The sequence below is a fragment of the Bacillus nitratireducens genome (assembly GCF_001884135.1).
GTDB lineage: Bacteria > Bacillota > Bacilli > Bacillales > Bacillaceae_G > Bacillus_A > Bacillus_A nitratireducens.
Window position 1 is genome coordinate 185,516 of the sequence record NZ_MAOC01000007.1, and the last position, 23,705, is coordinate 209,220.

Genomic DNA, 23,705 nt, shown 5'->3' on the forward strand with positions numbered 1-23,705 from the left:
TTTTCTCTTTACACATAGAATTCCTTCTCTGGAGTAATTGTTTAAAGAGGGGAATTTTAATTGAACTTTGTAATCGATAAAATAGATGGTTTACAGCCTGAATTTTCAAAACTTGTTTCCATGATGAATTACGCTCGCTATACAACAATGCAGGCTGTCGAAGGCTTAACAATTGAAGAACTTGATTATTTATATGATGATGAAGCAAATTCAATTGGCATGTTATTGTACCATATGGCTGCTATTGAATTTTACTACCAAATTCATACCTTTGAAGATCGTGAACCAACAGATGCTGAATTAGAACGCTGGTTACCTGCTATTGAGTTAGGAGATCTTGGACGTGAGAAAATAAAAGGAAACTCTATAGAATTTTACATAAATACGTTACAAGAAGTACGTTCCAAAACGATTGAAACTTTTCAATCGTTACCTGATGAATGGCTATTTAAAACGACAGACTTCTGGCATGACAAACCAGCAAATAACTACTTTAAATGGTTTCACGTATTTGAAGATGAAATCAATCATCGCGGACAAATTCGTTTAGTTAAAAAGATGCAAAAAGCTCATTCAGTAAAATGAGAAAATGCCACCGAATAAGGTGGCATTTTCTTTTATTCATTAACGAATAACTTTTCGTTTACTTTTTTAGCAACTACCGCTACCGACATTAAAATGCATATTAAATATAGTAATTTTGCAATAAACAACCACCCTTGAAACATTACAATTCCATCTATTATCTCATTTCCTTTCAATAACAAAAATGGAATCGTGCTAATTATAATAACAAACTCGATACTGAAAACAATTTTCTTTTTTCGACTATATGCTTTCCATTCATCCCAGCGATACATAGGAGCAAAAATCAATACTCCTATACATAATATAAATGGTACCCATTCACTTTTAAGAAATTGCCCTGAAATAACTGATAATAGTAAACAAACGAGCACACCAAAATACCCTATTTTCTCTCTCATTCGTACTCCCCCATTCTACTTCTCCTTTAATATGTAACTTGCTATGCTTATAACAATTCTTAGAAAAATAACAACTACAAGTACAATATAAAGACCTTTTGCAGAAGACATCCATTCTTGAAAAATAGACATTTTCTCCATTTGTTTCTGCCCTTCTATTAAAAGAAACCCTACGAAAAATGAGCAAACAACAGTGATACCTATCATAATTCCGATACTTTTCTTACTATATTGTTTCATATCATCCCAGTTATATAAAAGTATAAATACAAACCCGAAAACAGGTATGATACTTACCCATGCATTGTTTGTAAATTGACTTAAAATGATTAATAGACTGCAAGATATGATGAATCCCCAAAATCCAATTTTTTTGTGCATAGCCCCTCCTTAAATTCCATTTTTAGGATTAATTGTATTGTAACATCCATTTTCCATTCTTACCATTACAGTACATGAAATTTCACTTTTTTCTTTTTCCTATACTCACATACCTTCACCGTTTTCATACAATGAACTACACGAATGCCTAAAGGATGTGAATGTTATGGGAGTTGAATTAACGCTTTTACATGCTCTCTATATTCTTTGTTTACTCACTATTATTACCTTTTTTATTCTTAGAAAAGATACGACAATCATTTGTATCGTTTTTATCTTTTTATTAGCATTAACCGCTACAAGTTCTATCCCTCTTGCCATAAGCGATATTTTTCAAAGTTTCATTTACGCCATTACTGAGCTATTACCAACACTTGGGATATCTTTGCTATTATTTTTGGTGTATTTTTTATTAAGGGAATTTGCATTTAAAACATATTTAGTAAAAAATGTTGCGACTGGGGAAACGTTCAGAGTAGATAAACAGGATTTCAAGCAATATAAAAGAGAATTTAAAGCGAAGGAAAAAGAAGTTAGAAAGATATCTGATCTACAGTAAAAGTGTAACTAGTACACAAAAAGTAGGTGTTTAAAATAAGGAGAGATTCTACCTTTATGAAAGTCATTCGTTCAATCTTCCACGCATTTCGTTTATTGAGTAAAATCTTTAAACCTATATTAAAAGCATTATCTAAAAGTAAATTTTAATTACATATAAATAAAAAAAGCCGCCCGACAGGACGGCTCTTCTTTCACATATACATAGGCTTTATTTACAATTAAGCAAATTTTATTTTATATAAATATTACTATACTAGTCTAAAATTTCTGTGTTTACATTTTTTTCTTTTTATCTCATAATTTTAATTGGGAAAAGGGAGGAAAGAAATGGTTCAAATCAAAGTGACACCTGAAATGCTAGAAGAAGTTGCTAATCGTGCAAGTAATACCAGAATCGCATTAGAATCTATACATAATAATTTATGTAATGAAATTGATCATTTGTGTTTTCAATGGATTGGTGCCTCTAATCAACAGTTCATTCAAATGTTCAATGAAGCGAGACCAAAAGCTTTTACATCTATCAATTCAATTATACAAGTGGAAGAAGATCTGAAACGAATTGCCGAAAAATTCCGCAATACAGATAATCAAGATGTTACAATGGAAGAAGGTGCAATGTGTGGTAAACCTTCTTCTGAAGAGAATGGCTTTGATGGTAAAAAATTAGCTAGAGATATTGCTGGTGAAATAAGTGGTGAATATGATGTTCGTCGTGTTTGGGATGGTATTGATCCATCTACTGGCGAAAAACTTTCGGGGTGGGAGCGTGCTGGGGCAGGTGTCATGGCTGTAGCCGGCCTTACCCCCTTTGGAAAGATAGCTAAAGTAGGAAAAGGAGTTAAAATGACTGCTAAGGCTACTGAGGCTGCAAATACAGCTAAAAAAGTCACTGCTGGGACAAACAGCGGAGCTAATCTTAGAGTAATTGAAGAACTTAAAGGACCTGTTATAGATGGAAAACGAGTTGGAAGTGGAAAAAAGGTTGATAATGTAAAACCAGTTTGGGGAAGAGATGAAAAAGGGAAACCTTTTATAGAAAAAGAGTTCCCTCATGTATCAAAGGAACATGGTTTTTCTGATGTTATTGATAATTATTCAAGATTTGCGGAGGAGTTTCCACTAGTAGGAGGGGACCGTATTAAAAGGGAATTATATCAAATAACAGGAAGTAACAATGGTAATAAAGGTGTTTTTGAATGGATTGTTGAGCCCAATGGTGATGTGAGCCACAGGAGATTCATTGAAAATGGTGTTATGACGGGTAAGCCAAATCAAATTCCAAAAAAGTAAGAGGTAAATAATATGAACTTAAAAGATTTAAAAAATAAACATATTAAGTATGACTGGAAAACTATTTTTATAGGCATCCAAGAAAATTATTTTAATAAAGACGTCATTTCCGATTATGCGGTAGAATTGATGGATATTGGGGATGAAAGTGAGTTTGTTAGTGAACTTGCATGGGGAGTATCTAGTGAAGATTTAGATAAGGTGATATTAGAAATAAAAACTAATTATTTTCCTCAATTAGATGAAGAAAGCACAATGTTAGTAGAGGAGAATAGAAAACTAAGATTTGTTTGTTTATCTGAAATAAAAGAAAGATGTAAAGAAGATAATGAATTATTAAATGAAATTGCAGAGTTTTATGGAAATCATCACTACCCAGAAGATATGGTGAGTTTTGTTAATTATATGCCTCAAGAAGTCCCAACTACGAAAGAAGATCTGATAAATAGGTTTGAAAAATTTTTAAAATTAGAGAGATCGAGATTTAAATATGAATAAGGAAACATTAGGAGAATCAATAAGAAAAAAGCCGCCCAACAGGACGGCTCTTCTTTATTTCACATATACATAGGCTTTATTTACAATTAAGTAGATTTTATTTTACACAAATATCATTATACTAATCTAAAATTTCAAATGCATTCGTTAATGCTGAAGGTAAAGGGATTCCCATACGACCAGCATTTTCTAACAGTGATAGCAACTCATTTCCAATAAATAAAAAGATTGTTGCTTCACGAATAGCGCTATTTGTTCCCATAACCACATCAGCTTGTGAAGCCGCTGCTATTTGTAAAGTAGATCCATTTGAACTCGCACGCCGAAATTTTTTGCCAGTTATTATCGGCTTAATCGTCACCACTATCGTTGTGATGTTTATCCTGTAACGTAAGTAAGATAATACTTGCTTACGCTTTTTTAGGTTAAATATTGAAATATACTAACCTTCAAAAGGGTTTATTTATTACATAGCGAAATTATATTATGAGAGTAATTATTTCAAAACGTTTACGAGCAACAGATTACTTCAATTAGAAAAGGGGACATAACTATGAATGAATTGATTTTCGTCTTATTAATTTGTCCATTACTTATCTTTATCGTTTCTGTTATTGGAACGCGCAAGACGAAAACGCATTACGTAATGCCGATTGTAACGTTTGCTAGTTTTTTAATAATAGGTGTTATCGCCTTTACTCCAAAATTTTTCTTTTGGGTTGGCATGTATAGCATCTTCTCATTTATTGTTTCTTATATGACTCTATTGTTTGTAAGAGGATATGAAGTTGTAGAAAACGCTAAATAGTTATTAGCGAGGAGATTGTAATATGATTTTCTTTGATGTCGATGGAACTTTACATAAAATTTCAACAATTATATAAAAAGACGACCGCGTTCCCCCGCCGTCGTCTTTTTTCATGTTACGCTGTGATCCAAGCTTCATTAGCTGGATTTTTACGCCACTCTTGTAATTTTTTCGTTTCAGCTTGTCCGATCATACCTTTTTCTGCTGCAACTTCAGTTAATGCACTGTAATCACTTAAAGAATATGACGCTACGTTAGCTGCTTCTAATTTTTCTTTTCCTGACTCTAGCTCGTATGTGAAGATTGATACGATTCCTAATACTTCACAGCCAGCTTCGCGAAGTGCTTCTACACATGTAATTGCACTACCGCCAGTTGAAATTAAGTCTTCTACTACTACTACTTTTTGACCTTTTTCAGCTTTTCCTTCGATTTGGTTCCCTTTACCATGACCTTTTGCTTTACTACGTACGTAGCACATCGGTAAATCCATACGATCGCTTACCCATGCAGCGTGCGCAATACCAGCAGTTGCTGTTCCTGCAATAACTTCTACAGTTGGGAAGTGCTCTTTAATTAACTCTTCTAATCCAGCTGCAATCGCTTGGCGTACTTTTGGATAAGATAAAGTTAAACGATTATCACAATAAATTGGTGATTTCATACCAGAAGACCAAGTAAATGGATCATTCGGTTGTAAAAATACTGCTCCAATTTCTAATAAATGCGATGCGATTTCTTTTTTCATACTGTTACACCTTCCCACTGTTGTTTTACTGTTTTATACGCTTCAAGCGGATTTTCTGCTTTTGTAATACTACGTCCAACTACGATGTAGCTTGAACCAAGTTCCCTCGCACGTTTCGGTGTTGCTACGCGCACTTGGTCATTTACATCATCGCTTGCAAGACGAATCCCCGGTGTTACTGTTACAAATTCATTTCCGCATACTTCACGTAATTTTGGAACTTCAAGTGTTGAACAAACAACTCCATCAAGTCCACTTTCTTTCGTTAATTTCGCATAATGAGTAACCGCTTCTTCTAACGTTTTCTCAATGCCGATCTCTTTTTTCATCATAGCTTCCGAAGTGCTTGTTAGTTGTGTAACTGCAATACAAATCGGTCTCTCTTTTCCTTCTTGCTTACCTTCCTCTAATCCCTCAATCGCAGCTTTCATCATACTGCTTCCCCCAGCAGCATGAACATTTACCATATCAACTTCTAGACTAGCTAGGCTACGCATAGCGCTTTTTACTGTATTCGGAATATCATGAAGTTTTAAATCTAGGAAGATCTTATGCCCTTTTTCTTTTAAGTACGTAATAATAGCAGGGCCTTCTTTGTAAAATAACTCCATACCAACTTTGACAAATAATTCTTCCCCTTCAAAGTGGTGTAAGAATTGTTCTACATCTTGTTTCTCTGGAAAATCTAGTGCAACAATTAACGACTGTGACATGTTTGCTTCCAGCTCCTTCCTTGACACTCCGAAATGTGATCAAATCCTAATTCATCTAGTAATGCTGGTAACTCCTCAATAATTGTCGGACATACGAACGGGTCTATGAAGTTCGCTGTACCTACTGCAACCGCGCTTGCGCCAGCATAGAAGAATTCAATTACATCTTCCGCAGTTTCAATACCACCCATTCCGATAATCGGAATGTTAACCGCTTGACTTACTTCATGTACCATACGAATTGCTACTGGCTTAATCGCTGGCCCTGATAGTCCGCCCGTACGGTTTGCTAAAATTGGTTTTGCAGTTTTTAAATCTAGACGCATACCAAGCAATGTATTAATCATCGTTAAACCGTCCGCACCCGCATTTTCAATTGCTTTTGCAATCTCCACAATGTTTGCCACGTTCGGTGACAATTTCACATATACCGGTACTTCAGAAACCTCTTTTACTCGCTTCGTTAAATCAGCAGCAATTTCAGGATTCGTACCAAAAGCGATACCACCCGTTTTTACGTTTGGACAAGAAATATTTAATTCTAGCGCATGAACATTAGGTGCCTTTGAAATTTCCTTCGCAACTGCTACATAATCCTCAGCTTGTGAGCCAGCAACATTTGCAATAATCGGAAGATCAAATTGCTCGAGAAAAGGTAATTCAGAATTCATTACCTTTTCTAATCCAGGATTTTGAAGCCCGATTGCATTTAGCATTCCGCCTGGTGTTTCAGCAACACGAGGCGTCGGATTTCCATAGCGTGGTTGTTCTGTCGTCGCTTTAATCATAATTGATCCAAGTACACTTAAATCATAGAACTGTGCATACTCACGACCAAATCCGAAGCAACCAGATGCTGGGATGATTGGATTTTTTAACGATAACCCTGGTAATTCAACTTGCAATCTGTTCATAGTACAACCTCCCCGATTGGAAATACTGGTCCGTCGCTACACACCTTCTTGTAAGAATGTCCACTCGGATCTGCTTGCAGATGGCATACACATGCGAAACATGCTCCAATGCCACAGCCCATACGCTCTTCTAATGAAATGTAGGCTTTTCTCTCTTTATAGCGTCCTTCTAATGCACGAAGCATCGCTAAAGGTCCACATGAGTATAGAATGTCAAAGTCAATTCCATAGCTATCAATTACATCTGTTACAAAGCCTTCTGTACCATGCGTACCATCAACTGTTGCAACATACGTATCACCAAGCTCTGCGAATTTCTCTTCATAGAAGACAACATCTTTCGTTTGGAAACCTAAGATGTGAATAACGCGTACTCCCTTTGCTACAAGACGCTGTGACAATTCATATAGTGGTGGTACACCAATTCCCCCTCCAACTAATAGAGCCGTTTGTCCAGCTTCCGCTTCTTCTACAGGAAAACCATGTCCAAGTGGTCCTAACACATCTACAAGTTCACCTTGTTTTCTTTTTGCTAATGTTTTTGTTCCTTGTCCTTCCGCACGATATAGCATTGTAAATTCGTTCTTATCTTGATCGACATTACAAATACTAATTGGGCGGCGCAGAAGGGGCGCAATGCCCTCTGCTACCTTAATGTGTACAAACTGCCCTGGGTCGTTCATTTGCTGCACAAGATCCCCTTGAAGCACTAATTCGTAAATGTTTTTTGCGATTTCTTTTTGGTTAACGACGATCATATTTTGCTTTTGCATCATGCATGTACCACCTCGTGACGCTTCGTTTGCGTAATTTCTTTCATTGAATGAGCTGAGAATGTCATAGATTCTAATACTCCTAAGATTGCTCTCGTTGTATCAAGTGATGTTAAGCAAGCCACACCATTTTCTACTGATTCACGGCGAATGCGGAAACCATCACGCGCTGGTTGTTTGCCTTTTGTTAATGTATTGATTACAAACTGTGCTTTTCCTTGACGAATAATATCTAGTAAGTTGTAGTCTTCAGAATCAATTTTGTTTACAACTTGTACTGGAATGTTTTGCTCTGCTAATGTTTGTGCTGTTCCAGCTGTTGCTAATAAGTTATAACCGATTTCGTGGAAACGTTTTGCAATTTCCATCGCCTCTTCTTTATCTTTATCCGCAACAGTGATGATTACTGATCCGTGCGTTGGGATGTTAATTCCAGAAGCAACTAACCCTTTGTATAAGGCTTTTTCAAGTGTTAAGTCTTTCCCCATTACTTCCCCTGTTGACTTCATTTCAGGTCCTAATGTTGTATCAACTGATCGTAGTTTCGCAAATGAGAATACCGGTGCTTTTACATACACTTCTTTCTCTTCTGGGTGGTAGCCAGTTCCATATCCTTGTTCTACAAGGTTTTGCCCTAAAATAACTTTCGTTGCAACATTCGCCATCGGTACGCCTGTAATTTTACTTAAGAACGGTACTGTACGGCTCGCACGTGGATTTACTTCAATTACATACACTTCATCTTTGAATACTACAAACTGAATGTTTAGTAATCCAACAATGTTTAAACCTTTTCCAAGTGCAATTGTATGTTCAATAATTTGTTCTTTCAGTTTTGCAGATAAGCTTTGTGGTGGATATACTCCGATTGAGTCACCAGAGTGAACTCCAGCGCGTTCAATATGTTCCATAATACCTGGAATGAATACATTCTCACCATCTGAAATTGCATCTACTTCAATTTCTTTACCAACCATGTAACGGTCGATTAATACTGGGTGATCTGCGTGAACTTTAACCGCATTTTTCATGTAGTGCAGCAGTTCTTCTTGACGATATACGATTTCCATCGCGCGTCCACCTAGTACGTAAGATGGTCTTACTAATACTGGGTAACCAATTTTGTCAGCGATCGCTACTGCTTGCTCTACAGTCGTTGCTGTTTTACCAACTGGTTGCGGGATACCAAGCTGTGTTAAAGCTGCTTCAAACTTATCACGATCTTCTGCACGATCTAAATCTTCAAGTGATGTCCCTAAGATTTTCACACCGTGAGCCTCTAGTTTAGCAGCTAAGTTAATCGCCGTTTGTCCACCGAACTGAACGATAACACCTTCTGGTTTTTCTAAATCGATGATGTGCATTACATCTTCAATCGTTAATGGTTCAAAGTATAATTTGTCAGAAATACTGAAGTCTGTTGAAACTGTTTCTGGATTGTTATTAACAATGATTGCCTCATATCCAGCTTCTTTAATTGCCCATACAGAGTGAACTGTTGCATAGTCAAACTCAACCCCTTGACCGATACGGATTGGCCCAGACCCTAGTACGACAACACTCTTACGATCTGTTCTAACCGATTCATTCTCGTCACCATATGTGCTGTAATAGTATGGTGTTGCAGATTCAAACTCTGCCGCACAAGTATCTACCATTTTATAAACAGGAGTTATATTGCTTTCTTTACGCATATCGTAAATTTCACGCTCTGTTTTGTTCCAAGCTGCTGCAATGTAGTGATCGCTGAAGCCCATTTCTTTCGCAGTTTGTAGTACTTCCATATTTCCTACATTCGCTTTTACTTCACGTTCCATATTTACGATGTTTTCAACTTTTTGTAAGAAGAAGAAGTCCATTTCACACCAATCGTTGATTTCTTCTTTCGTTACACCTTGACGAATTGCTTCCGCTACAATAAACAGTCGCTCATCATCAGCTTTTATAATGCGTTTTTTCATTGTCTCTTTATCAAGCTCTTTTAAATGCTCTAACTCTAAGTGATAAACACCAAGTTCTAAAGAACGAATCGCTTTTAATAATGATTGCTCTAAGTTACGTCCGATTGACATAACTTCACCAGTTGCCTTCATTTGCGTACCAAGTGTTCTGTTTGCTGATTCAAACTTATCAAATGGCCAACGTGGAATTTTTGAAACAACATAGTCTAATGCTGGCTCGAAGCAAGCGTATGTTTTTTGTGTTACTGGGTTTATAATTTCATCTAATGTTAAACCGACTGCAATTTTTGCCGCTAGCTTTGCAATTGGATATCCAGTTGCTTTAGATGCTAGTGCAGATGAACGACTTACACGCGGGTTTACTTCGATTACATAGTATTGGAAGCTATGTGGATCAAGTGCAAGCTGAACGTTACATCCGCCTTCAATTCCTAATGCACGAATAATTCGTAATGAAGTGTTTCGTAACATTTGATATTCACGGTCACTTAATGTTTGGCTCGGTGCTACAACGATAGAATCACCTGTATGAACCCCAACTGGATCGATATTTTCCATGTTACATACTACAATCGCGTTATCATTCGAATCACGCATTACTTCATATTCAATTTCCTTACAACCAGCAATGCTCTTTTCTAATAAACATTGTGTTACTGGACTATGTTTTAATCCACCTGATACGATTTCAATTAGTTCTTCTTCATTACTACAGATTCCGCCACCTGTTCCCCCCATTGTAAATGCTGGGCGAACAATAACTGGATAACCAATTTCTTTTACAAATTCATGTGCTTCTTCTAGCGTATGAATAATGGTACTAGATGGAATTGGTTCATTTAATTCCTGCATTAATGTACGGAATAAATCACGATCCTCCGCTTGCTCGATTGCTGATAATTTTGTTCCTAAAATTTCAACTCCGCACTCTTCAAGTATGCCTGATTTCGCAAGTTCAACAGCCATATTCAGGCCTGTTTGACCACCTAATGTTGGTAAGATTGCATCTGGACGTTCTTTACGAATGATACGGCTTACGAATTCTAGTGTTAATGGTTCTATATATACTTTATCTGCTGTTGCAGTATCTGTCATAATTGTTGCTGGGTTAGAGTTAACAAGGATTACTTTGTAACCTTCTTCTCTAAGAGATTGACAAGCTTGTGTACCAGAGTAATCAAACTCTGCTGCTTGCCCAATTACAATTGGTCCTGATCCGATTACTAAAATTGTGTTAATGTCTAGGCGTTTTGGCATAACTCTTCCCCTTCTTTCTTGAAGTTTTCAATCATTTCTAAGAAATCTTCGAATAAATCATTTGCATCTTCTGGTCCTGCTGAAGCTTCTGGATGATATTGTACTGTAAATGCTGGGAACTTCGTATGACGAAGACCTTCTACTGTTCCATCATTTAAAGCAACATGTGTAATTTCAAGTTCTGTATTTTCAACTGATTCTTCTTCTACTGCGTAACCATGGTTTTGAGATGTAATTGCTACTTTTCCAGTTGCAAGATTTTTTACTGGATGATTTAAACCACGGTGACCGAATTTTAACTTACTTGTATTCGCACCAGATGCTAGTGCGAACAATTGATGTCCTAAGCAAATTCCGAATAAAGGAACTTTACCGATAATGTCTTTTAGCATTTCAATTGCTTCTGGCACATCTTTTGGATCTCCAGGTCCGTTACTTAACATAATTCCATCTGGGCTAAGGCGTAAAATTTCTTCTGCTGTTGTATTGTAAGGTACTACAATTACATCACAGTCACGTTTATTTAATTCTCGTAAAATACCATGTTTCATTCCGAAGTCTACAAGTACAACTCGGTGTCCACGGCCTGGGCTTGGGTATGGATCTTTCGTTGATACGCGTTTCACGTGATCTGTAAATACTGTCGCTTTTAATTGGCTCACGATGTATTCTACATCTGCATCCATGTTACAAAGGCGGCCGCGTAATGTACCGTATTGACGAATTTTTCTCGTTAATTTTCTTGTATCAATTCCTGCTAACCCTGGGATGTTTCTTTCTTTTAAGTAATCATTTAACGAAATTTCATTACGGAAGTTTGATGGGTGATCACAAATTTCGTTTACGATTAAACCATTTACAGATGGGTGAATCGATTCAAAATCGTCACGGTTGATGCCGTAGTTTCCGATTAATGGGTACGTGAATGTTACGATTTGACCGCAATATGATGGATCAGATAATGTTTCTTGATATCCAGTCATTCCTGTTGTGAATACAACCTCACCTGACTTTTCAATTTCTCCTCCGAAACCTTTTCCAATTAATACTGTTCCATCTTCTAAGATAAGTTGTCTTTTCATACTAATGCACTCTCCTTTTGCCATGCGATCTTACCACCAACGATTGTCATTACCGGCCATCCTTGGCATTTCCAACCTGCGAATGGTGTATTCTTTCCTTTTGATAAGAATGTTGTTGGGTCAATCTCTTCTTCTTGTTCTAAATCAATGATTGTAATATCAGCTGTTCTACCTTCTTTCAGGCGACCTGCTTCTAAGCCGAATGTATCAGCTGGCTTTTCTGTTAAGAATTGAATTAACTGCTCTAGTGTGATAATTCCTTTTTTCACAAGGTTTGTGTATAGAAGCGGGAATGCTGTTTCAAAACCAGTAATTCCGAATGGTGCTCTTTCAATTCCTTGCGCTTTTTCTTCCGCTGTATGCGGTGCATGATCAGTTGCGATCATATCGATTGTTCCATCTAATAAACCTTCAATTAGTGCTGCATGATCTTCTTTTCCACGAAGCGGTGGGTTCATTTTAAAGTTAGGATCAGCTGACGGGATATCATCCTCACATAACACTAAGTGATGCGGTGTTACTTCTGCTGTTACTTTAATTCCAGCGCGTTTCGCATCTCGAATTACACGTACAGAACCTTTCGTACTTACGTGACATACGTGATAGTGACAATCTGCCGCTTCAGCAAGCAGTATATCCCTTGCAATATGTACAGATTCACATACTGATGGGATACCGTTTAATCCGTGTTTCTCAGAAAACTTCCCTTCATGTACACAACCTTTATTAATAAGAGTATTCTCTTCACAGTGCGCAACCACTGCCATATTTAATTTCGCTGCACGCTTCATAGCAGCTAACATCATGCTAGCATCTTGTACGCCTACACCGTCATCAGTGAAAGCAAATGCTCCAAGTTCTTTTAATGTTTCGAAATCTGTCATTTCAGAACCAGCTTGGCGTACTGTAATTGCTCCGTATGGTAGTACGTTGACATGCGCTTTTTCTTTAATACGATTTTGCAGGTCTTCCATATGTTCTCTGCAATCTGGTACTGGGCGTGTATTTGGCATTGCACAAATTGTAGTGAATCCACCTTTTGCCGCTGCTAGTGTACCTGTTTCAATTGTTTCTTTATGTTCACCACCTGGTTCACGAAGATGTACGTGTACATCTACTAATCCAGGTGCGATTAACTTTCCGTTCACATCGATTACTTCAGCATTATCTGCCGTAATATTTTCTGCTACCTTAGCGATTTTACCGTCTTGTACGAGAAGATCTGTTGCTACGATTTTTCCTTCTTCATTCATATAACGACCATTTTTAAACAAGTAATTCATGTTTCATTCCTCCTAATACATTTGGTAAGGCGCGTTTTAGTACAGCCATTCTTACGTAAACTCCATTTTCCATTTGTTTAAATATGCGTGAACGCTCACACTCAACAAGTTCACTTGCAATTTCAACATCACGGTTTACAGGAGCTGGATGCATAATAATGCTTCCCTCTTTCATACGCTTTTCTCTTTCCACTGTTAATCCGTGTTTCTCATGATACTCTTTCATAATGTCTGTTTCATAATGATCATGACGCTCATGTTGTACACGAAGTAACATCATTACATCCACTTCTGGAACAAGTTCATCTAATGGTTTGTATGTTCCAAATGTGCTGTCTTCATCTTTCCACTCTTCTGGACTTGCAAAGTAAATTGTTGCACCCAGTTTCGTTAATGCTTCTGCATTAGAACGTGCTACTCGGCTATGACGAACATCTCCTACTATCGCAATCTTTAATCCTTCAAATCTTCCAAACTCTTGTTTAATTGTAAGAAGGTCGAGTAGGCACTGCGTTGGGTGGTTTCCACATCCATCTCCAGCGTTTAAGATTGGGATATTCACCTGATCTTTTAGTTCATCGAAGTAGCGATCTTGCTCATGGCGGATGACCACTGCTTTTGTTCCGATTGATTCTAGTGTTCTTATCGTATCGTATAAAGTTTCTCCTTTTTGTACGCTAGATGCATCAGCTGAAAAGTTTAAAACATCAAGTCCTAATCTCTTCTCAGCAACTTCAAAGCTAAATCTCGTTCTCGTACTATTCTCAAAGAACAAGTTCGCAACAAAAGTTTGCTCTGTCGTTTTGCTCTCTTTTCCATTCGCGAAATCTTCTGCGTCTTTTAGGATTTCTGAAATTTCTACTTCCGATAATTCACTCATCGTTAACAAATGGCTCATCGTCATCCCTCATCTTTCTGATTTTTATGTTACCACTTTTGTATTTTTATAACAACATTTGTATAAAAATACCCTAGTCATGTGAGACTAGGGTGCATGAAAGAAGCCACCCTTTCCGGTCTCACAGGACTGAATTAAAAGGTTATTATTATGAAGCAATCTGCTTAGATTGTTTTATTTGTTTCGTTTCCGGTAGTAGTAGATTTAATAGTACACCTACAATTGCTGCTAGTGCCATTCCTTCTACTTGGAACGATTCTCCTACGTGGAGTACCGCTCCACCAATACCGATTACTAGTATTACTGATGCAATCATTAAGTTTCGTTTGTCACTTAGGTCTGTTTTATCATCTACCATCATGCGTAATCCGCTTGATGCGATTACACCGAATAGTAAGATTGATACACCACCCATAACCGGTGTTGGGATCGAATGAATTAGTGCAGAAGTCTTACCGATAAACCCGAACATGATTGCGAACACCGCTGAACCGATGAATAAGTATACACTGTATGCTCTCGTAATTGCTAGCACACCGATGTTTTCACCGTACGTTGTATTCGGTGGCCCACCTATTAGTGATGCGATTAATGTTGCTATCCCATCACCGAATATTGAACGGTGTAAGCCTGGTTTTTCAATTAAATCTCTTTTAATAACATTTCCAAGTACAATTTGATGTCCGATATGTTCTGAAATTGTTACTAGTGCAACTGGTACCATCAAGAGTACAATCTTCCACGAAAACTCCGGAGTATATGTTACAAATGGTACTGTGAAATCTGGTACAACAAACCATTTTGCCTCAGCTACCGGCTTTAAGTTTACTAGCCCTTGGAAGTAAGCGAAGATATATCCGCCGATAATGCCCAGTAACACTGGTATGATACTGAAAAACCCTCTTCCGAATATAGAGCAGATAATTGTAATTGCTAATGTTACTAATGCTACTGAAAAGTGTGTAAAGCTATATTTGCCATCCGCACCGTTCATCGCCATGTTAACTGCTGTATGTGCTAAAGCTAGACCGATTACCATTACGACTGGACCAACTACGATTGGCGGAAGTAATTTCATAATCCACTCTGATCCTGACTTCTTAATTCCGAGTGAGATTAAGATGTACACAAGTCCTGCAAACAAACCACCGAGCATTGCTGCTCCAGGTCCACCTGCTGTTTTCGCTGTTATAATCGGTGCGATAAAGGCGAATGATGATCCTAGATAGGCAGGTACTTGACCTTTCGTTATAAGAAGAAACGCTAGCGTTCCTAATCCACTTGATATTAATGCTACTGACGGATTCAATCCTGTTAAAAACGGAACAAGCACTGTTGATCCAAACATCGCGAACAAATGTTGTATACTTAAAAATAACCATTTTCCCGGTTTCGGTACTTCATTAACGTCTAACACTGGCTTTTGTTCCATTGTTACATCCTCCTTCAGTTTAAATCTTTGCAATAAAAAAACTCTTTGTGCCTGTGCACAAAGAGTCCTACACTTTCGTATGCCAAATTTGACATATGAAAGCCAAGACCCTTTGGCAGCCTCACAGGACTACATTTAAAAGGGCTTTACTTATCGTATATGCTTACTCGATCTTGTTGATCTGTCTCTTGCAAATCAACTTCGATACGCTCTTCACTTGATGTTGGAATGTTCTTTCCTACATAATCAGCGCGAATTGGTAGTTCACGATGACCTCTATCAACAAGAACCGCCAGTTGGATTTGTGATGGTCTACCTAAATCCATAAGAGCATCCATTGCTGCTCGAACTGTTCTTCCTGTGTATAATACATCATCCACAAGGATAACTTTTTTCTTCGTAATATCTACAGGGATATCAGAACCTTTTACAAGTGGTTCTTCATTTTTCGATTGTAGTGTTAGATCATCACGATATAACGTAATATCTAGTTCTCCAACTTCCATTTCTTTTCCTTCAATTTGACCAATTCGTTCTGCCAAACGTTGTGCAATAAAAATTCCACGAGTTTTAATTCCGACAAGAACACAATTATCGACACCTTTATTTCGTTCCACGATTTCATGACTAATTCGTGTTAAAGCGCGGCGAATCATTTGGTCATCTAAAACGACAGCTTTCTCTTGCATGCTCTACACCTCCAAGCTTTTTTTCTTGCGTGAGAGTAATGGTATAAAAAAAGTCCTCTCAGCGTGTGCGAGAGGACTTTTGAAAAAAGGGTACAGCATACCCTATGTATTTCAAACCGTTACCTTCTCAACCTCACGGGGCTGTGTTAAAGGATCATTATTTAACTGTTGTCAGTATCTCAGTTTTCTTATGATTTGTCAATACTATTTCCGTAAAATATTTAATGCGTCTTCAAACACTTCTGGAATCGGTGCCTCAAACTGAATATATTCACCAGTACGAGGATGGTCAAACCCTAAAATGCCTGCGTGAAGTGCTTGTCCATTCATGTCTAATGTTTTCTTCGGACCATACTTCGGATCTCCTGCAAGTGGATAGCCAATATATTTCATATGAACACGAATTTGGTGCGTACGTCCCGTTTCTAAGCGACATTCTACAAGTGTAAAATCTTTAAAGCGTTCTAACACCTGGAAGTGTGTAACAGCATTCTTACCATTTTCATCAACTGTCATGCTTTGACGTTCTTTCTTATCGCGACCAATTGGCGCATCGATCGTTCCTTTATCATGTGGAATTACACCGTGTACAATCGCCTTGTAGCGTCTTGTTACTGTTTTTGCTACAAGTTGATTTACAAGTGATTCGTGCGCCATATCATTTTTAGCAACCATTAATAGTCCAGATGTATCTTTATCAATACGATGCACGATACCAGGACGCATTACACCGTTAATACCTGATAGGTCTGTGCAATGATGCATAAGTCCGTTTACAAGCGTACCGCTTGTGTGTCCTGGTGCCGGATGCACAACCATACCACGTGGCTTATTTACAACGAGTACATCTGCATCTTCATAATAAATTTCTAAATTCATATCTTCTGGTTGAATATCTAACTCTTCTGGGTCAGGAATTGTTACTGTAATTTCATCATTTCCTTTTACTTTATAATTCACTTTAACTGACTTTCCATTAACTGTAACAACATCATCTTTAATCCATTGTTGTACTTGTGAACGTGACCATTCACTGTTTATTTCTGCAACGAATTTATCAATTCGCTCACTTTTTTGTTCTTCTGCAACTGTTACTTGTACTACTTCACTCATTCAATTACTCCTTCGTTTTCTTTCCTTCTAATACTGTTTGAATAATAATTAACACAACGCCAATACACAATGCTGAGTCAGCTATATTGAATACTGGATAGTTGTACGAGAAAATATACACGTGAATGAAATCCACTACTTCTTGTCTAAATACACGATCAATAAAATTGCCAATTGCTCCGCCTAAAATTAGACCTAATGAAATACCTAGAAGCTTGTCTGTTTTCGCATACTTTTTCATATAAAATACGATAAACGCTACGAAAACGACTGTAATAATGTAGAAGAACCACATTTTATTTTCTAAAATACCCCAGGCAGCTCCTCTATTTCGATGTGATGTTATGTATAATACATTATCGATAATCGGAATGCTTGTACCCAATTCCATGTTCTTTACAATTAGCCACTTCGATATTTGATCGATGGCAATGACAAATAACGCTATTACATAATATATCATTTTCATTTCCCCCACAAAGACAGTGTACCTCAAAATTTTAGCATAGCTGCTACCTTTTCACAATGAACCTTTATAGAAGAATAAAATAAATTAAAAAAAGGTAACATAATATCGTTGTGCGTATTCATACATTTACCTTTTCATAGAAAAATTCATGAATCGTACGGGCAGTCGGCATTGTTTTCATTTGTTTTGTAGAAATTGCTCTCCCAGTTTCTTCACAAATACCGTACATATCTATTTCCATCTTAAATAATGCACGTTCTACATCTTTTAAATCCTCTTTTATATCATGTAATAGCAATTTTTTCTTTATCTCTTCCTTTATTTCATATCCAAGTTCTTGGCTGAACTCTGTATCATATTTGTGCATGACTTCTTTAGCTAGTCTCTCTTGCAATTCTTTTCTCATCAATTGCAATTCTTCTTTGATTTCCATATACATTTCATTCACGTGTACATTCCTCCCAGCTGCAATGTACAATTAGTGTGTCCGAAATTCTCATGCTTACCTCACACACATTTTTCCTTCATAGGAAAGAGAGTGAAAATTATTTTAATATATCATCAACAAAAAAAACAAAAAAACTGACTGCACTTGCGCGCAATCAGTTTTTTATTATTTTACATAGTTTTCTTTAACAACTGTTGCACAACGCTCACATAATGTTTCATGTTCTGCATCTTTACCAATTGTTTCTGAAACAACCCAACAACGTTCACACGTCTCACCTGTCGCCTGTGCTACAACTACAGCTGTATGCTCATACTTTGGTGCTTCTGTTGGCGCTTCTTCAATTGTACCACCAAGTTTATACTCAGAGACGATGAATAATTGCTTTAAGTCTTCGCTAATAGACTCTAACGTAGCCTTCATTTCTGCAGTCGGATATAGCGTAATGCTCGCATTTAATGACTTACCAATTACTTTCTCATTACGAGCTACTTCTAACGCTTTTAAAACGTCATCACGTAATGTCATAAATGCATCCCATTTTGCTCTTAACGCTTCTGAACCCTCTACTTCTGTAGCTTCTGGCATATTAGTTAACTGTACGCTTTCTTCTTCTGCACCAGGAACATATGGCCATACTTCATCAGCTGTATGAGGTAAGATTGGCGTTACAAGTTTCGTTAATGCAACAAGAACATCATATAATACAGTTTGAATCGCACGACGATCCGCGTGATCTGCACCTTCAATGTATAAAATGTCTTTTGCAAAGTCTAAGTAGAATGAACTTAGATCAATTGTACAGAAGTTGTGAATTGCATGATATACAGCAGCAAAGTCATATGTTTCATATGCATCTTTTACTTTTGTAATTAAGTCATTTAACTTCACTAACATGTAACGATCTACTTCACGAAGTTCAGCTACCGCTACTGTATTTTCACTTGGATTAAAGTCATCTAAGTTTCCTAATAAGAAACGGAATGTGTTACGGATTTTACGATACACTTCTGCTACTTGTTTTAAAATATCATCTGAGATACGTACATCAGATTGATAGTCAACAGAAGATACCCATAAGCGTAAAATGTCTCCGCCTAATTGATCCATAATTTTCTTCGGTACGACGATGTTTCCAATCGACTTACTCATTTTACGTCCTTCACCATCTAGTACGAAACCATGGCTTAGTACGCCTTTATATGGAGCTTTACCAGTTACAGCAACTGCTGTTGATAATGAAGAGTTAAACCAACCACGATACTGGTCAGACCCTTCTAAATATAAATCAGCTGGACGTTGTAAGTCTTCGCGCTCTTCTAATACCGCTTGGTGAGAAGAACCTGAATCGAACCATACATCCATGATGTCTGTTTCTTTACGGAATTCACCATTCGGGCTACCTGTATGTGTAAATCCTTCTGGTAATAAATCTTTCGCTTCACGCTCGAACCATACGTTAGAACCGTGCTCACGGAATAAATCTGCTACATGGTTAATTGTTTCATCTGTAATAATTGGATCACCATTTTCTGCATAGAATACAGGAATTGGCACACCCCATGCACGCTGACGAGAAATACACCAGTCACCACGGTCACGAACCATATTATGAAGACGAGTTTCTCCCCATGCTGGTACCCATTTTGTTTCCGCAACAGCTTCTAATAACTCTTTACGGAACGCTTCAATAGATGCAAACCACTGTGCTGTCGCACGGAAAATAATTGGTTTTTTCGTTCTCCAATCATGTGGGTATGAATGCGTAATGAATGTTAGTTTCAGTAACGCGCCTACTTCTTCTAATTTTTCTGTAATTGGCTTGTTAGCTTTATCATAGAATAAGCCTTCAAATCCTGGTGCTTCATTTGTCAATACACCTTTATCATCAACTGGGCAAAGTACTTCTAAGCCATACTTTTTACCAACAACGAAGTCATCTTCCCCGTGTCCTGGTGCTGTATGAACACAACCTGTACCTGCATCTGTTGTTACGTGCTCTCCTAGCATAACTAATGAGTCACGATCGTAGAATGGATGTTTTGCAACTGTATACTCAAGTTCGCTACCTTTTACCGTTTTCACAACTTCAGCATTTTCCCACTCTAACGTTTTTGCAACTGTCTCAAATAGTTCAGAAGCGATGATATATTTCTCATCATTTACTTTCACAATAGCATATTCAAGTTCTGGGTGAACAGAAATACCTAAGTTTGCAGGTAACGTCCAAGGCGTTGTTGTCCAGATAATGTATTTCTCATCACCTTCTAATACGTTCTTTCCGTCTTTTACAGGGAATGCTACGTAAATAGATGCTGATTTTTTATCTTGATATTCAATTTCAGCTTCTGCTAAAGCTGATTCACTTGTTGGAGACCAGTAAACTGGTTTCTGTCCTTTATAGATATAACCTTTTTTCGCCATGTCACCAAACACTTTAATTTGTTGTGCTTCATAAGCTGGCTCTAAAGTAATATATGGATTATCCCAATCTGCACGTACACCTAAACGCTTAAATTGTTCACGTTGACGTTCCACTTGCTCATATGCATACTCTGCACATAACTTACGGAACTCAGCAACTGTCATTTCTTTACGCTTTACACCTTTATTTGTTAAAGCTTGCTCAATTGGTAAACCGTGTGTATCCCAACCTGGTACATATGGTGCGCAGTAACCCGTCATTGATTTATAACGAACAATAAAGTCTTTTAACACTTTATTTAATGCATGTCCCATATGAATGTCACCATTCGCATATGGAGGTCCATCATGCAGTACAAATAAAGGACGACCTTTCGTATGTTCTTGTACCTTTTCATAAATATTCATTTCAGCCCACTGTTCTTGCATTGCAGGCTCACGTTTTGGTAAATTCCCACGCATTGGAAACTCTGTTTTTGGCATTAGTAATGTATTTTTGTACTCCATGCTCAATTCCTCCTTACATGTATAAAAGAAACACTTAAAAAACGGAATAAAAAAGAGACTTTCTCATCCCAAAAAGGGACGAGAAAGTCTCCCGCGGTACCACCCTAGTAGATCCTATACGTATGTATACAATCCTCTTTATATTCTTAACGCGAATATACGCCGACGCTTACTCTATTTGTTCAGCGCGGAACTCCAGGGTGATATTCCCATTATCTCCTTATCCTGAGCTTACACCATCCTCAGTTCGCTATATAAGGTATGAAAAAGGTACTTATCCCTATCTTCGTTTTTCTTAATAAATATGCTGTTTAAAATTATATGTAATAATGAGAAAAACGTCAAGCTTACACTGTTTCTTCTTTTTTCAACAGCTCGTCCACTTCGTCCTCTAACTCAATTAGTTTATCCCAATCATCGTTGTTTAACATTTCAAGCTGCGTTTCTAATAGCATACGGAAACGAGTACGGAATACTTTTGCTTGTTTTTTTAATTCTTCAATATCAAATGCCACTTTTCTTGATTTTACTAACGCTTCGTTAATGATACGATCTGCATTCTTTTCCGCTTCACGTACGATTAATTTCGCTTCTTTTTGCGCATTACGTTTCACTTCTTCCGCTGCCTCTTGTGCAACAACGATAGATTTGTTTAGCGTATCTTCAATATTAGAAAAATGATCTAACTTTCCTTCTAATTGCGCAACCTTTTCTTCTAAAGCTTTTTTCTCACGAATGACTAATTCATAATCTTTGATAATTTGATCAAGAAACTCATTTACTTGATCTTCATCATAGCCACGGAATCCGCGACCAAATTCTTTGTTATGAATATCTAATGGTGTTAACGGCACAACGCCACCTCCAAGTATTTATCTAAATTTCCTCTTTTAATTATATCTTTTCTTCGACAAAATAGGAGGATTTCCTTCTAAAAAACCAATCATTTTAGTATACCATACAAAATTCTCCATTTGTCGCGCTTCGTTTTACCTTCTACAGAAAATATTTTACTTCTTCCGTATCCTCTAATCGAGAATACATCCCCTGGAAAACATTCATATGCAGTTTGCTCTACTGTTTTCCAATTGACTTTTACTAAGCCACCTTTTATAAGAGGCTGTACTTTCTGCCTGGATATATGTAACATTTCAGCCAACAAAACATCTAGACGAAGTGACGAAACTGTTCCAGATTTCTCTCCCCACTTTTCACCGACACGCAAAATTTGTTCTGCTTGTACAGGCGTGAGAGATACTTTCACTTTCCCTATTGATTGTAAGTTCATTTCAATATACGATGCAACTTCTTTTGCAACTGCAATTTGGGCACGATTTTCTTGAAGCAAAATATCACCACATTTTTCCCTTGTTAAACCAAGTGACATAAATGCACCTAATATTTGCCTGTGTTCTAGCGTGTAAAATTTGGAAGGATAGTCAATTTCTAATACTTCTACTTGAAATTCCTCTTCATTTAATTCTAGATAGTCTGGATAAATTAGTGCTCTTTTTCGTTCAGATTCAGGCATCGCACCATCAAAGCGTACAGCAACCTCTCCTTGCCCTATTACCATAGAGACAATTTGTTGCTGTCTTGGATCAAGAAAATCTGTTAACTTGACTTGATGATACTCAGCCGCCTGTTTCCACTCTAATACTTTATCCACAAAGACCACTTCATCAGGTCTAAAATGCTCGTAGATGCTCATGCATATAACCTCTTACTATAAGAAATAGCGGAATAAACTTACTAAACCACTTGTAGCAAGTTTCAACGCAAAAATCGCAACGAGTGGAGAGATGTCAATCATACCAAGCGGCGGAATAAATCTGCGAAATGGTTCTAAATACGGTTCACAAATACGCGCAAGAAACTCTCCAAAAGCTGATTCCTTTGCACCAGGGAACCATGATAGGAGAATGTAAATAATAAGTGCCCACGAGTAAATCTCGAAAGCAGAAAGTAAAACTGTTAAAACTGTATCCATCGCGTATTACCACCTCTTTATATTTGTGTCTTCTTCTTCACCGAATAACTCTGAAATTGCACCAACAATATCTACATTTTCAGGTGTACACATAAATGTTTTCGGGCCTATTTTTTGAATATCCCCGCCTATAGCGTATACAGTACCACTTAAAAAGTCAACGATACGCACCGCTTGATCTGTAGACATTCTTTGCAAATTAATTACAACAGCTCGTCTACCTTTTAAGTGATCCGAAATGCCTTGCGCTTCCGAATATGTACGTGGTTCTAGTAAAACAACTTTTGAAGATTGCTTCGCTTTTTCAATACTCACTACATTTTGCTTCGGTTGCACTTTCGCAAACGGAACATCTTGTTGTTCTGGGGGATCTTGTTGCTTTTTCATGTCTGTTTGCTCCTTTTCATAACTATATTGAGCTGCTTCTTTTTCTTCCGGTGTGTCAAAAAAGAAGTATTTTACTTTTGACCAACTCAT

At 37.4% G+C, this 23,705-nt stretch carries 25 protein-coding genes, 2 pseudogenes and 1 other annotated feature; of the genes and pseudogenes, 6 read left to right on the forward strand and 21 right to left on the reverse strand.

What is annotated here, in order from left to right:
• Nucleotides 1-60 precede the first annotated feature (60 nt).
• Nucleotides 61-585, forward strand: coding sequence for a DinB family protein (locus tag BAU23_RS02320; RefSeq protein ID WP_001012039.1), 525 nt, complete (start codon nucleotides 61-63; stop codon nucleotides 583-585).
• Nucleotides 586-617: 32 nt separating this feature from the next.
• Here the strand turns inward: BAU23_RS02320 and BAU23_RS02325 are convergent, their stop codons facing one another.
• A complete protein-coding gene (locus BAU23_RS02325; protein ID WP_001208244.1) occupies nucleotides 618-986 on the reverse strand; it encodes a YoqO family protein in 369 nt (122 codons plus the stop codon).
• A 15-nt stretch (nucleotides 987-1,001) separates the two neighbouring features.
• Nucleotides 1,002-1,367, reverse strand: coding sequence for a YoqO family protein (locus BAU23_RS02330; RefSeq protein WP_000549054.1), 366 nt, complete (start codon nucleotides 1,365-1,367; stop codon nucleotides 1,002-1,004).
• Nucleotides 1,368-1,533: 166 nt separating this feature from the next.
• Between BAU23_RS02330 and BAU23_RS30870 the strand changes: the two genes are divergently transcribed.
• From BAU23_RS30870 to BAU23_RS02345, 3 genes are all read left to right on the forward strand, one after another.
• Entirely contained in the window at nucleotides 1,534-1,926 is a 393-nt protein-coding gene (locus BAU23_RS30870) for a hypothetical protein (RefSeq protein WP_000537887.1), read from the forward strand.
• Between the two features lie 329 nt (nucleotides 1,927-2,255).
• Nucleotides 2,256-3,221 (forward strand): WXG100 family type VII secretion target, encoded by a 966-nt coding sequence (locus tag BAU23_RS02340; protein ID WP_000249934.1) that lies wholly within the window; start codon nucleotides 2,256-2,258, stop codon nucleotides 3,219-3,221.
• 12 nt (nucleotides 3,222-3,233) lie between these two features.
• The gene (locus BAU23_RS02345; protein ID WP_001049286.1) at nucleotides 3,234-3,719 is read left to right on the forward strand and encodes a DUF2247 family protein; all 486 of its coding nucleotides are present in this window, start codon (nucleotides 3,234-3,236) and stop codon (nucleotides 3,717-3,719) included.
• A 121-nt stretch (nucleotides 3,720-3,840) separates the two neighbouring features.
• Here the strand turns inward: BAU23_RS02345 and BAU23_RS02350 are convergent.
• Nucleotides 3,841-4,017: pseudogene (locus BAU23_RS02350) on the reverse strand (phage holin family protein); the annotation flags it as partial.
• Here BAU23_RS02350 and BAU23_RS30455 point away from each other — a divergent pair.
• Both BAU23_RS30455 and BAU23_RS02355 read left to right on the forward strand, forming a co-directional pair.
• Nucleotides 4,001-4,108, forward strand: a pseudogene (locus BAU23_RS30455) (MFS transporter); the annotation flags it as partial. The pseudogenes BAU23_RS02350 and BAU23_RS30455 overlap by 17 nt on opposite strands.
• A gap of 164 nt (nucleotides 4,109-4,272) precedes the next feature.
• Nucleotides 4,273-4,527, forward strand: coding sequence for a YbeF family protein (locus BAU23_RS02355; RefSeq protein ID WP_001003931.1), 255 nt, complete (start codon nucleotides 4,273-4,275; stop codon nucleotides 4,525-4,527).
• A gap of 115 nt (nucleotides 4,528-4,642) precedes the next feature.
• Here the strand turns inward: BAU23_RS02355 and pyrE are convergent, their stop codons facing one another.
• The 18 genes from pyrE to BAU23_RS02445 all read right to left on the reverse strand — a co-directional run bounded on the left by pyrE (nucleotide 4,643) and on the right by BAU23_RS02445 (nucleotide 23,705).
• On the reverse strand, nucleotides 4,643-5,275 hold the full coding sequence (gene pyrE / locus BAU23_RS02360; RefSeq protein WP_000711457.1) for an orotate phosphoribosyltransferase: 633 nt from the start codon (nucleotides 5,273-5,275) through the stop codon (nucleotides 4,643-4,645).
• Complete coding sequence (pyrF, locus tag BAU23_RS02365) at nucleotides 5,272-5,988, reverse strand: orotidine-5'-phosphate decarboxylase (protein ID WP_000083484.1); 717 nt, start codon at nucleotides 5,986-5,988, stop codon at nucleotides 5,272-5,274. Before pyrF ends, pyrE begins: the two co-directional genes overlap by 4 nt.
• Nucleotides 5,973-6,902, reverse strand: coding sequence for a dihydroorotate oxidase B catalytic subunit (gene pyrD / locus BAU23_RS02370; RefSeq protein ID WP_001081053.1), 930 nt, complete (start codon nucleotides 6,900-6,902; stop codon nucleotides 5,973-5,975). Before pyrD ends, pyrF begins: the two co-directional genes overlap by 16 nt.
• Entirely contained in the window at nucleotides 6,899-7,678 is a 780-nt protein-coding gene (pyrK, locus tag BAU23_RS02375) for a dihydroorotate oxidase B electron transfer subunit (protein WP_000983345.1), read from the reverse strand. Before pyrK ends, pyrD begins: the two co-directional genes overlap by 4 nt.
• Nucleotides 7,675-10,893 carry a carbamoyl-phosphate synthase large subunit gene (gene carB / locus BAU23_RS02380; RefSeq protein WP_001126134.1) on the reverse strand — a complete coding sequence of 1,073 codons (3,219 nt, stop codon included), beginning with the start codon at nucleotides 10,891-10,893 and terminating at the stop codon, nucleotides 7,675-7,677. Before carB ends, pyrK begins: the two co-directional genes overlap by 4 nt.
• Nucleotides 10,878-11,975: a carbamoyl phosphate synthase small subunit gene (locus tag BAU23_RS02385; protein ID WP_000828671.1), complete on the reverse strand. Its 1,098-nt coding sequence runs from the start codon at nucleotides 11,973-11,975 to the stop codon at nucleotides 10,878-10,880. The genes carB and BAU23_RS02385 overlap by 16 nt, the downstream gene beginning before the upstream one ends.
• Nucleotides 11,972-13,258 carry a dihydroorotase gene (gene pyrC / locus BAU23_RS02390; RefSeq protein ID WP_001108374.1) on the reverse strand — a complete coding sequence of 429 codons (1,287 nt, stop codon included), beginning with the start codon at nucleotides 13,256-13,258 and terminating at the stop codon, nucleotides 11,972-11,974. The genes BAU23_RS02385 and pyrC overlap by 4 nt, the downstream gene beginning before the upstream one ends.
• Nucleotides 13,242-14,156, reverse strand: a complete 915-nt coding sequence (gene pyrB, locus BAU23_RS02395; protein WP_000018859.1) for an aspartate carbamoyltransferase — start codon at nucleotides 14,154-14,156, stop codon at nucleotides 13,242-13,244. Before pyrB ends, pyrC begins: the two co-directional genes overlap by 17 nt.
• 148 nt (nucleotides 14,157-14,304) lie before the next feature.
• On the reverse strand, nucleotides 14,305-15,588 hold the full coding sequence (gene uraA, locus BAU23_RS02400; protein WP_071733459.1) for a uracil permease: 1,284 nt from the start codon (nucleotides 15,586-15,588) through the stop codon (nucleotides 14,305-14,307).
• Nucleotides 15,589-15,734: 146 nt separating this feature from the next.
• Nucleotides 15,735-16,277 (reverse strand): bifunctional pyrimidine operon transcriptional regulator/uracil phosphoribosyltransferase, encoded by a 543-nt coding sequence (pyrR, locus tag BAU23_RS02405; RefSeq protein ID WP_001156490.1) that lies wholly within the window; start codon nucleotides 16,275-16,277, stop codon nucleotides 15,735-15,737.
• 204 nt (nucleotides 16,278-16,481) lie between these two features.
• Complete coding sequence (locus BAU23_RS02410) at nucleotides 16,482-17,390, reverse strand: RluA family pseudouridine synthase (RefSeq protein WP_000005850.1); 909 nt, start codon at nucleotides 17,388-17,390, stop codon at nucleotides 16,482-16,484.
• A 4-nt stretch (nucleotides 17,391-17,394) separates the two neighbouring features.
• Nucleotides 17,395-17,853, reverse strand: coding sequence for a lipoprotein signal peptidase LspA (lspA, locus tag BAU23_RS02415; RefSeq protein ID WP_000642178.1), 459 nt, complete (start codon nucleotides 17,851-17,853; stop codon nucleotides 17,395-17,397).
• A 124-nt stretch (nucleotides 17,854-17,977) separates the two neighbouring features.
• Nucleotides 17,978-18,307 carry a TraR/DksA C4-type zinc finger protein gene (locus BAU23_RS02420; protein WP_001004662.1) on the reverse strand — a complete coding sequence of 110 codons (330 nt, stop codon included), beginning with the start codon at nucleotides 18,305-18,307 and terminating at the stop codon, nucleotides 17,978-17,980.
• 165 nt (nucleotides 18,308-18,472) lie between these two features.
• Entirely contained in the window at nucleotides 18,473-21,238 is a 2,766-nt protein-coding gene (gene ileS2, locus BAU23_RS02425) for an isoleucine--tRNA ligase (protein WP_000455968.1), read from the reverse strand.
• 71 nt (nucleotides 21,239-21,309) lie between these two features.
• Nucleotides 21,310-21,534, reverse strand: a binding site (T-box leader).
• Between the two features lie 51 nt (nucleotides 21,535-21,585).
• A complete protein-coding gene (gene divIVA, locus BAU23_RS02430; protein ID WP_001131611.1) occupies nucleotides 21,586-22,092 on the reverse strand; it encodes a septum site-determining protein DivIVA in 507 nt (168 codons plus the stop codon).
• Nucleotides 22,093-22,181: 89 nt separating this feature from the next.
• Entirely contained in the window at nucleotides 22,182-22,949 is a 768-nt protein-coding gene (locus tag BAU23_RS02435; RefSeq protein ID WP_000029718.1) for a YlmH family RNA-binding protein, read from the reverse strand.
• A 15-nt stretch (nucleotides 22,950-22,964) separates the two neighbouring features.
• Nucleotides 22,965-23,228, reverse strand: coding sequence for a YggT family protein (locus tag BAU23_RS02440; RefSeq protein WP_000381909.1), 264 nt, complete (start codon nucleotides 23,226-23,228; stop codon nucleotides 22,965-22,967).
• 6 nt (nucleotides 23,229-23,234) lie between these two features.
• On the reverse strand, nucleotides 23,235-23,705 hold the full coding sequence (locus BAU23_RS02445) for a cell division protein SepF (RefSeq protein ID WP_000119132.1): 471 nt from the start codon (nucleotides 23,703-23,705) through the stop codon (nucleotides 23,235-23,237).

Bases quoted from the DNA above. Each gene is read 5' to 3' on its own strand.
- BAU23_RS30870 (WP_000537887.1), top strand. From the start codon at position 1,534: ATGGGAGTTGAATTAACGCTTTTACATGCTCTCTATATTCTTTGTTTA.
- BAU23_RS02435 (WP_000029718.1), bottom strand. From the start codon at position 22,949: ATGAGCATCTACGAGCATTTTAGACCTGATGAAGTGGTCTTTGTGGAT.
- pyrK (WP_000983345.1), bottom strand. From the start codon at position 7,678: ATGATGCAAAAGCAAAATATGATCGTCGTTAACCAAAAAGAAATCGCA.
- BAU23_RS02340 (WP_000249934.1), top strand. From the start codon at position 2,256: ATGGTTCAAATCAAAGTGACACCTGAAATGCTAGAAGAAGTTGCTAAT.
- pyrB (WP_000018859.1), bottom strand. From the start codon at position 14,156: ATGAGCCATTTGTTAACGATGAGTGAATTATCGGAAGTAGAAATTTCA.
- ileS2 (WP_000455968.1), bottom strand. From the start codon at position 21,238: ATGGAGTACAAAAATACATTACTAATGCCAAAAACAGAGTTTCCAATG.
- BAU23_RS02445 (WP_000119132.1), bottom strand. From the start codon at position 23,705: ATGAGTTGGTCAAAAGTAAAATACTTCTTTTTTGACACACCGGAAGAA.
- lspA (WP_000642178.1), bottom strand. From the start codon at position 17,853: ATGATATATTATGTAATAGCGTTATTTGTCATTGCCATCGATCAAATA.
- BAU23_RS02330 (WP_000549054.1), bottom strand. From the start codon at position 1,367: ATGCACAAAAAAATTGGATTTTGGGGATTCATCATATCTTGCAGTCTA.
- BAU23_RS02440 (WP_000381909.1), bottom strand. From the start codon at position 23,228: ATGGATACAGTTTTAACAGTTTTACTTTCTGCTTTCGAGATTTACTCG.
- uraA (WP_071733459.1), bottom strand. From the start codon at position 15,588: ATGGAACAAAAGCCAGTGTTAGACGTTAATGAAGTACCGAAACCGGGA.
- BAU23_RS02325 (WP_001208244.1), bottom strand. From the start codon at position 986: ATGAGAGAGAAAATAGGGTATTTTGGTGTGCTCGTTTGTTTACTATTA.
- pyrD (WP_001081053.1), bottom strand. From the start codon at position 6,902: ATGAACAGATTGCAAGTTGAATTACCAGGGTTATCGTTAAAAAATCCA.
- BAU23_RS02410 (WP_000005850.1), bottom strand. From the start codon at position 17,390: ATGAGTGAAGTAGTACAAGTAACAGTTGCAGAAGAACAAAAAAGTGAG.
- carB (WP_001126134.1), bottom strand. From the start codon at position 10,893: ATGCCAAAACGCCTAGACATTAACACAATTTTAGTAATCGGATCAGGA.
- pyrF (WP_000083484.1), bottom strand. From the start codon at position 5,988: ATGTCACAGTCGTTAATTGTTGCACTAGATTTTCCAGAGAAACAAGAT.
- pyrC (WP_001108374.1), bottom strand. From the start codon at position 13,258: ATGAATTACTTGTTTAAAAATGGTCGTTATATGAATGAAGAAGGAAAA.
- BAU23_RS02345 (WP_001049286.1), top strand. From the start codon at position 3,234: ATGAACTTAAAAGATTTAAAAAATAAACATATTAAGTATGACTGGAAA.
- pyrE (WP_000711457.1), bottom strand. From the start codon at position 5,275: ATGAAAAAAGAAATCGCATCGCATTTATTAGAAATTGGAGCAGTATTT.
- pyrR (WP_001156490.1), bottom strand. From the start codon at position 16,277: ATGCAAGAGAAAGCTGTCGTTTTAGATGACCAAATGATTCGCCGCGCT.
- BAU23_RS02355 (WP_001003931.1), top strand. From the start codon at position 4,273: ATGAATGAATTGATTTTCGTCTTATTAATTTGTCCATTACTTATCTTT.
- BAU23_RS02385 (WP_000828671.1), bottom strand. From the start codon at position 11,975: ATGAAAAGACAACTTATCTTAGAAGATGGAACAGTATTAATTGGAAAA.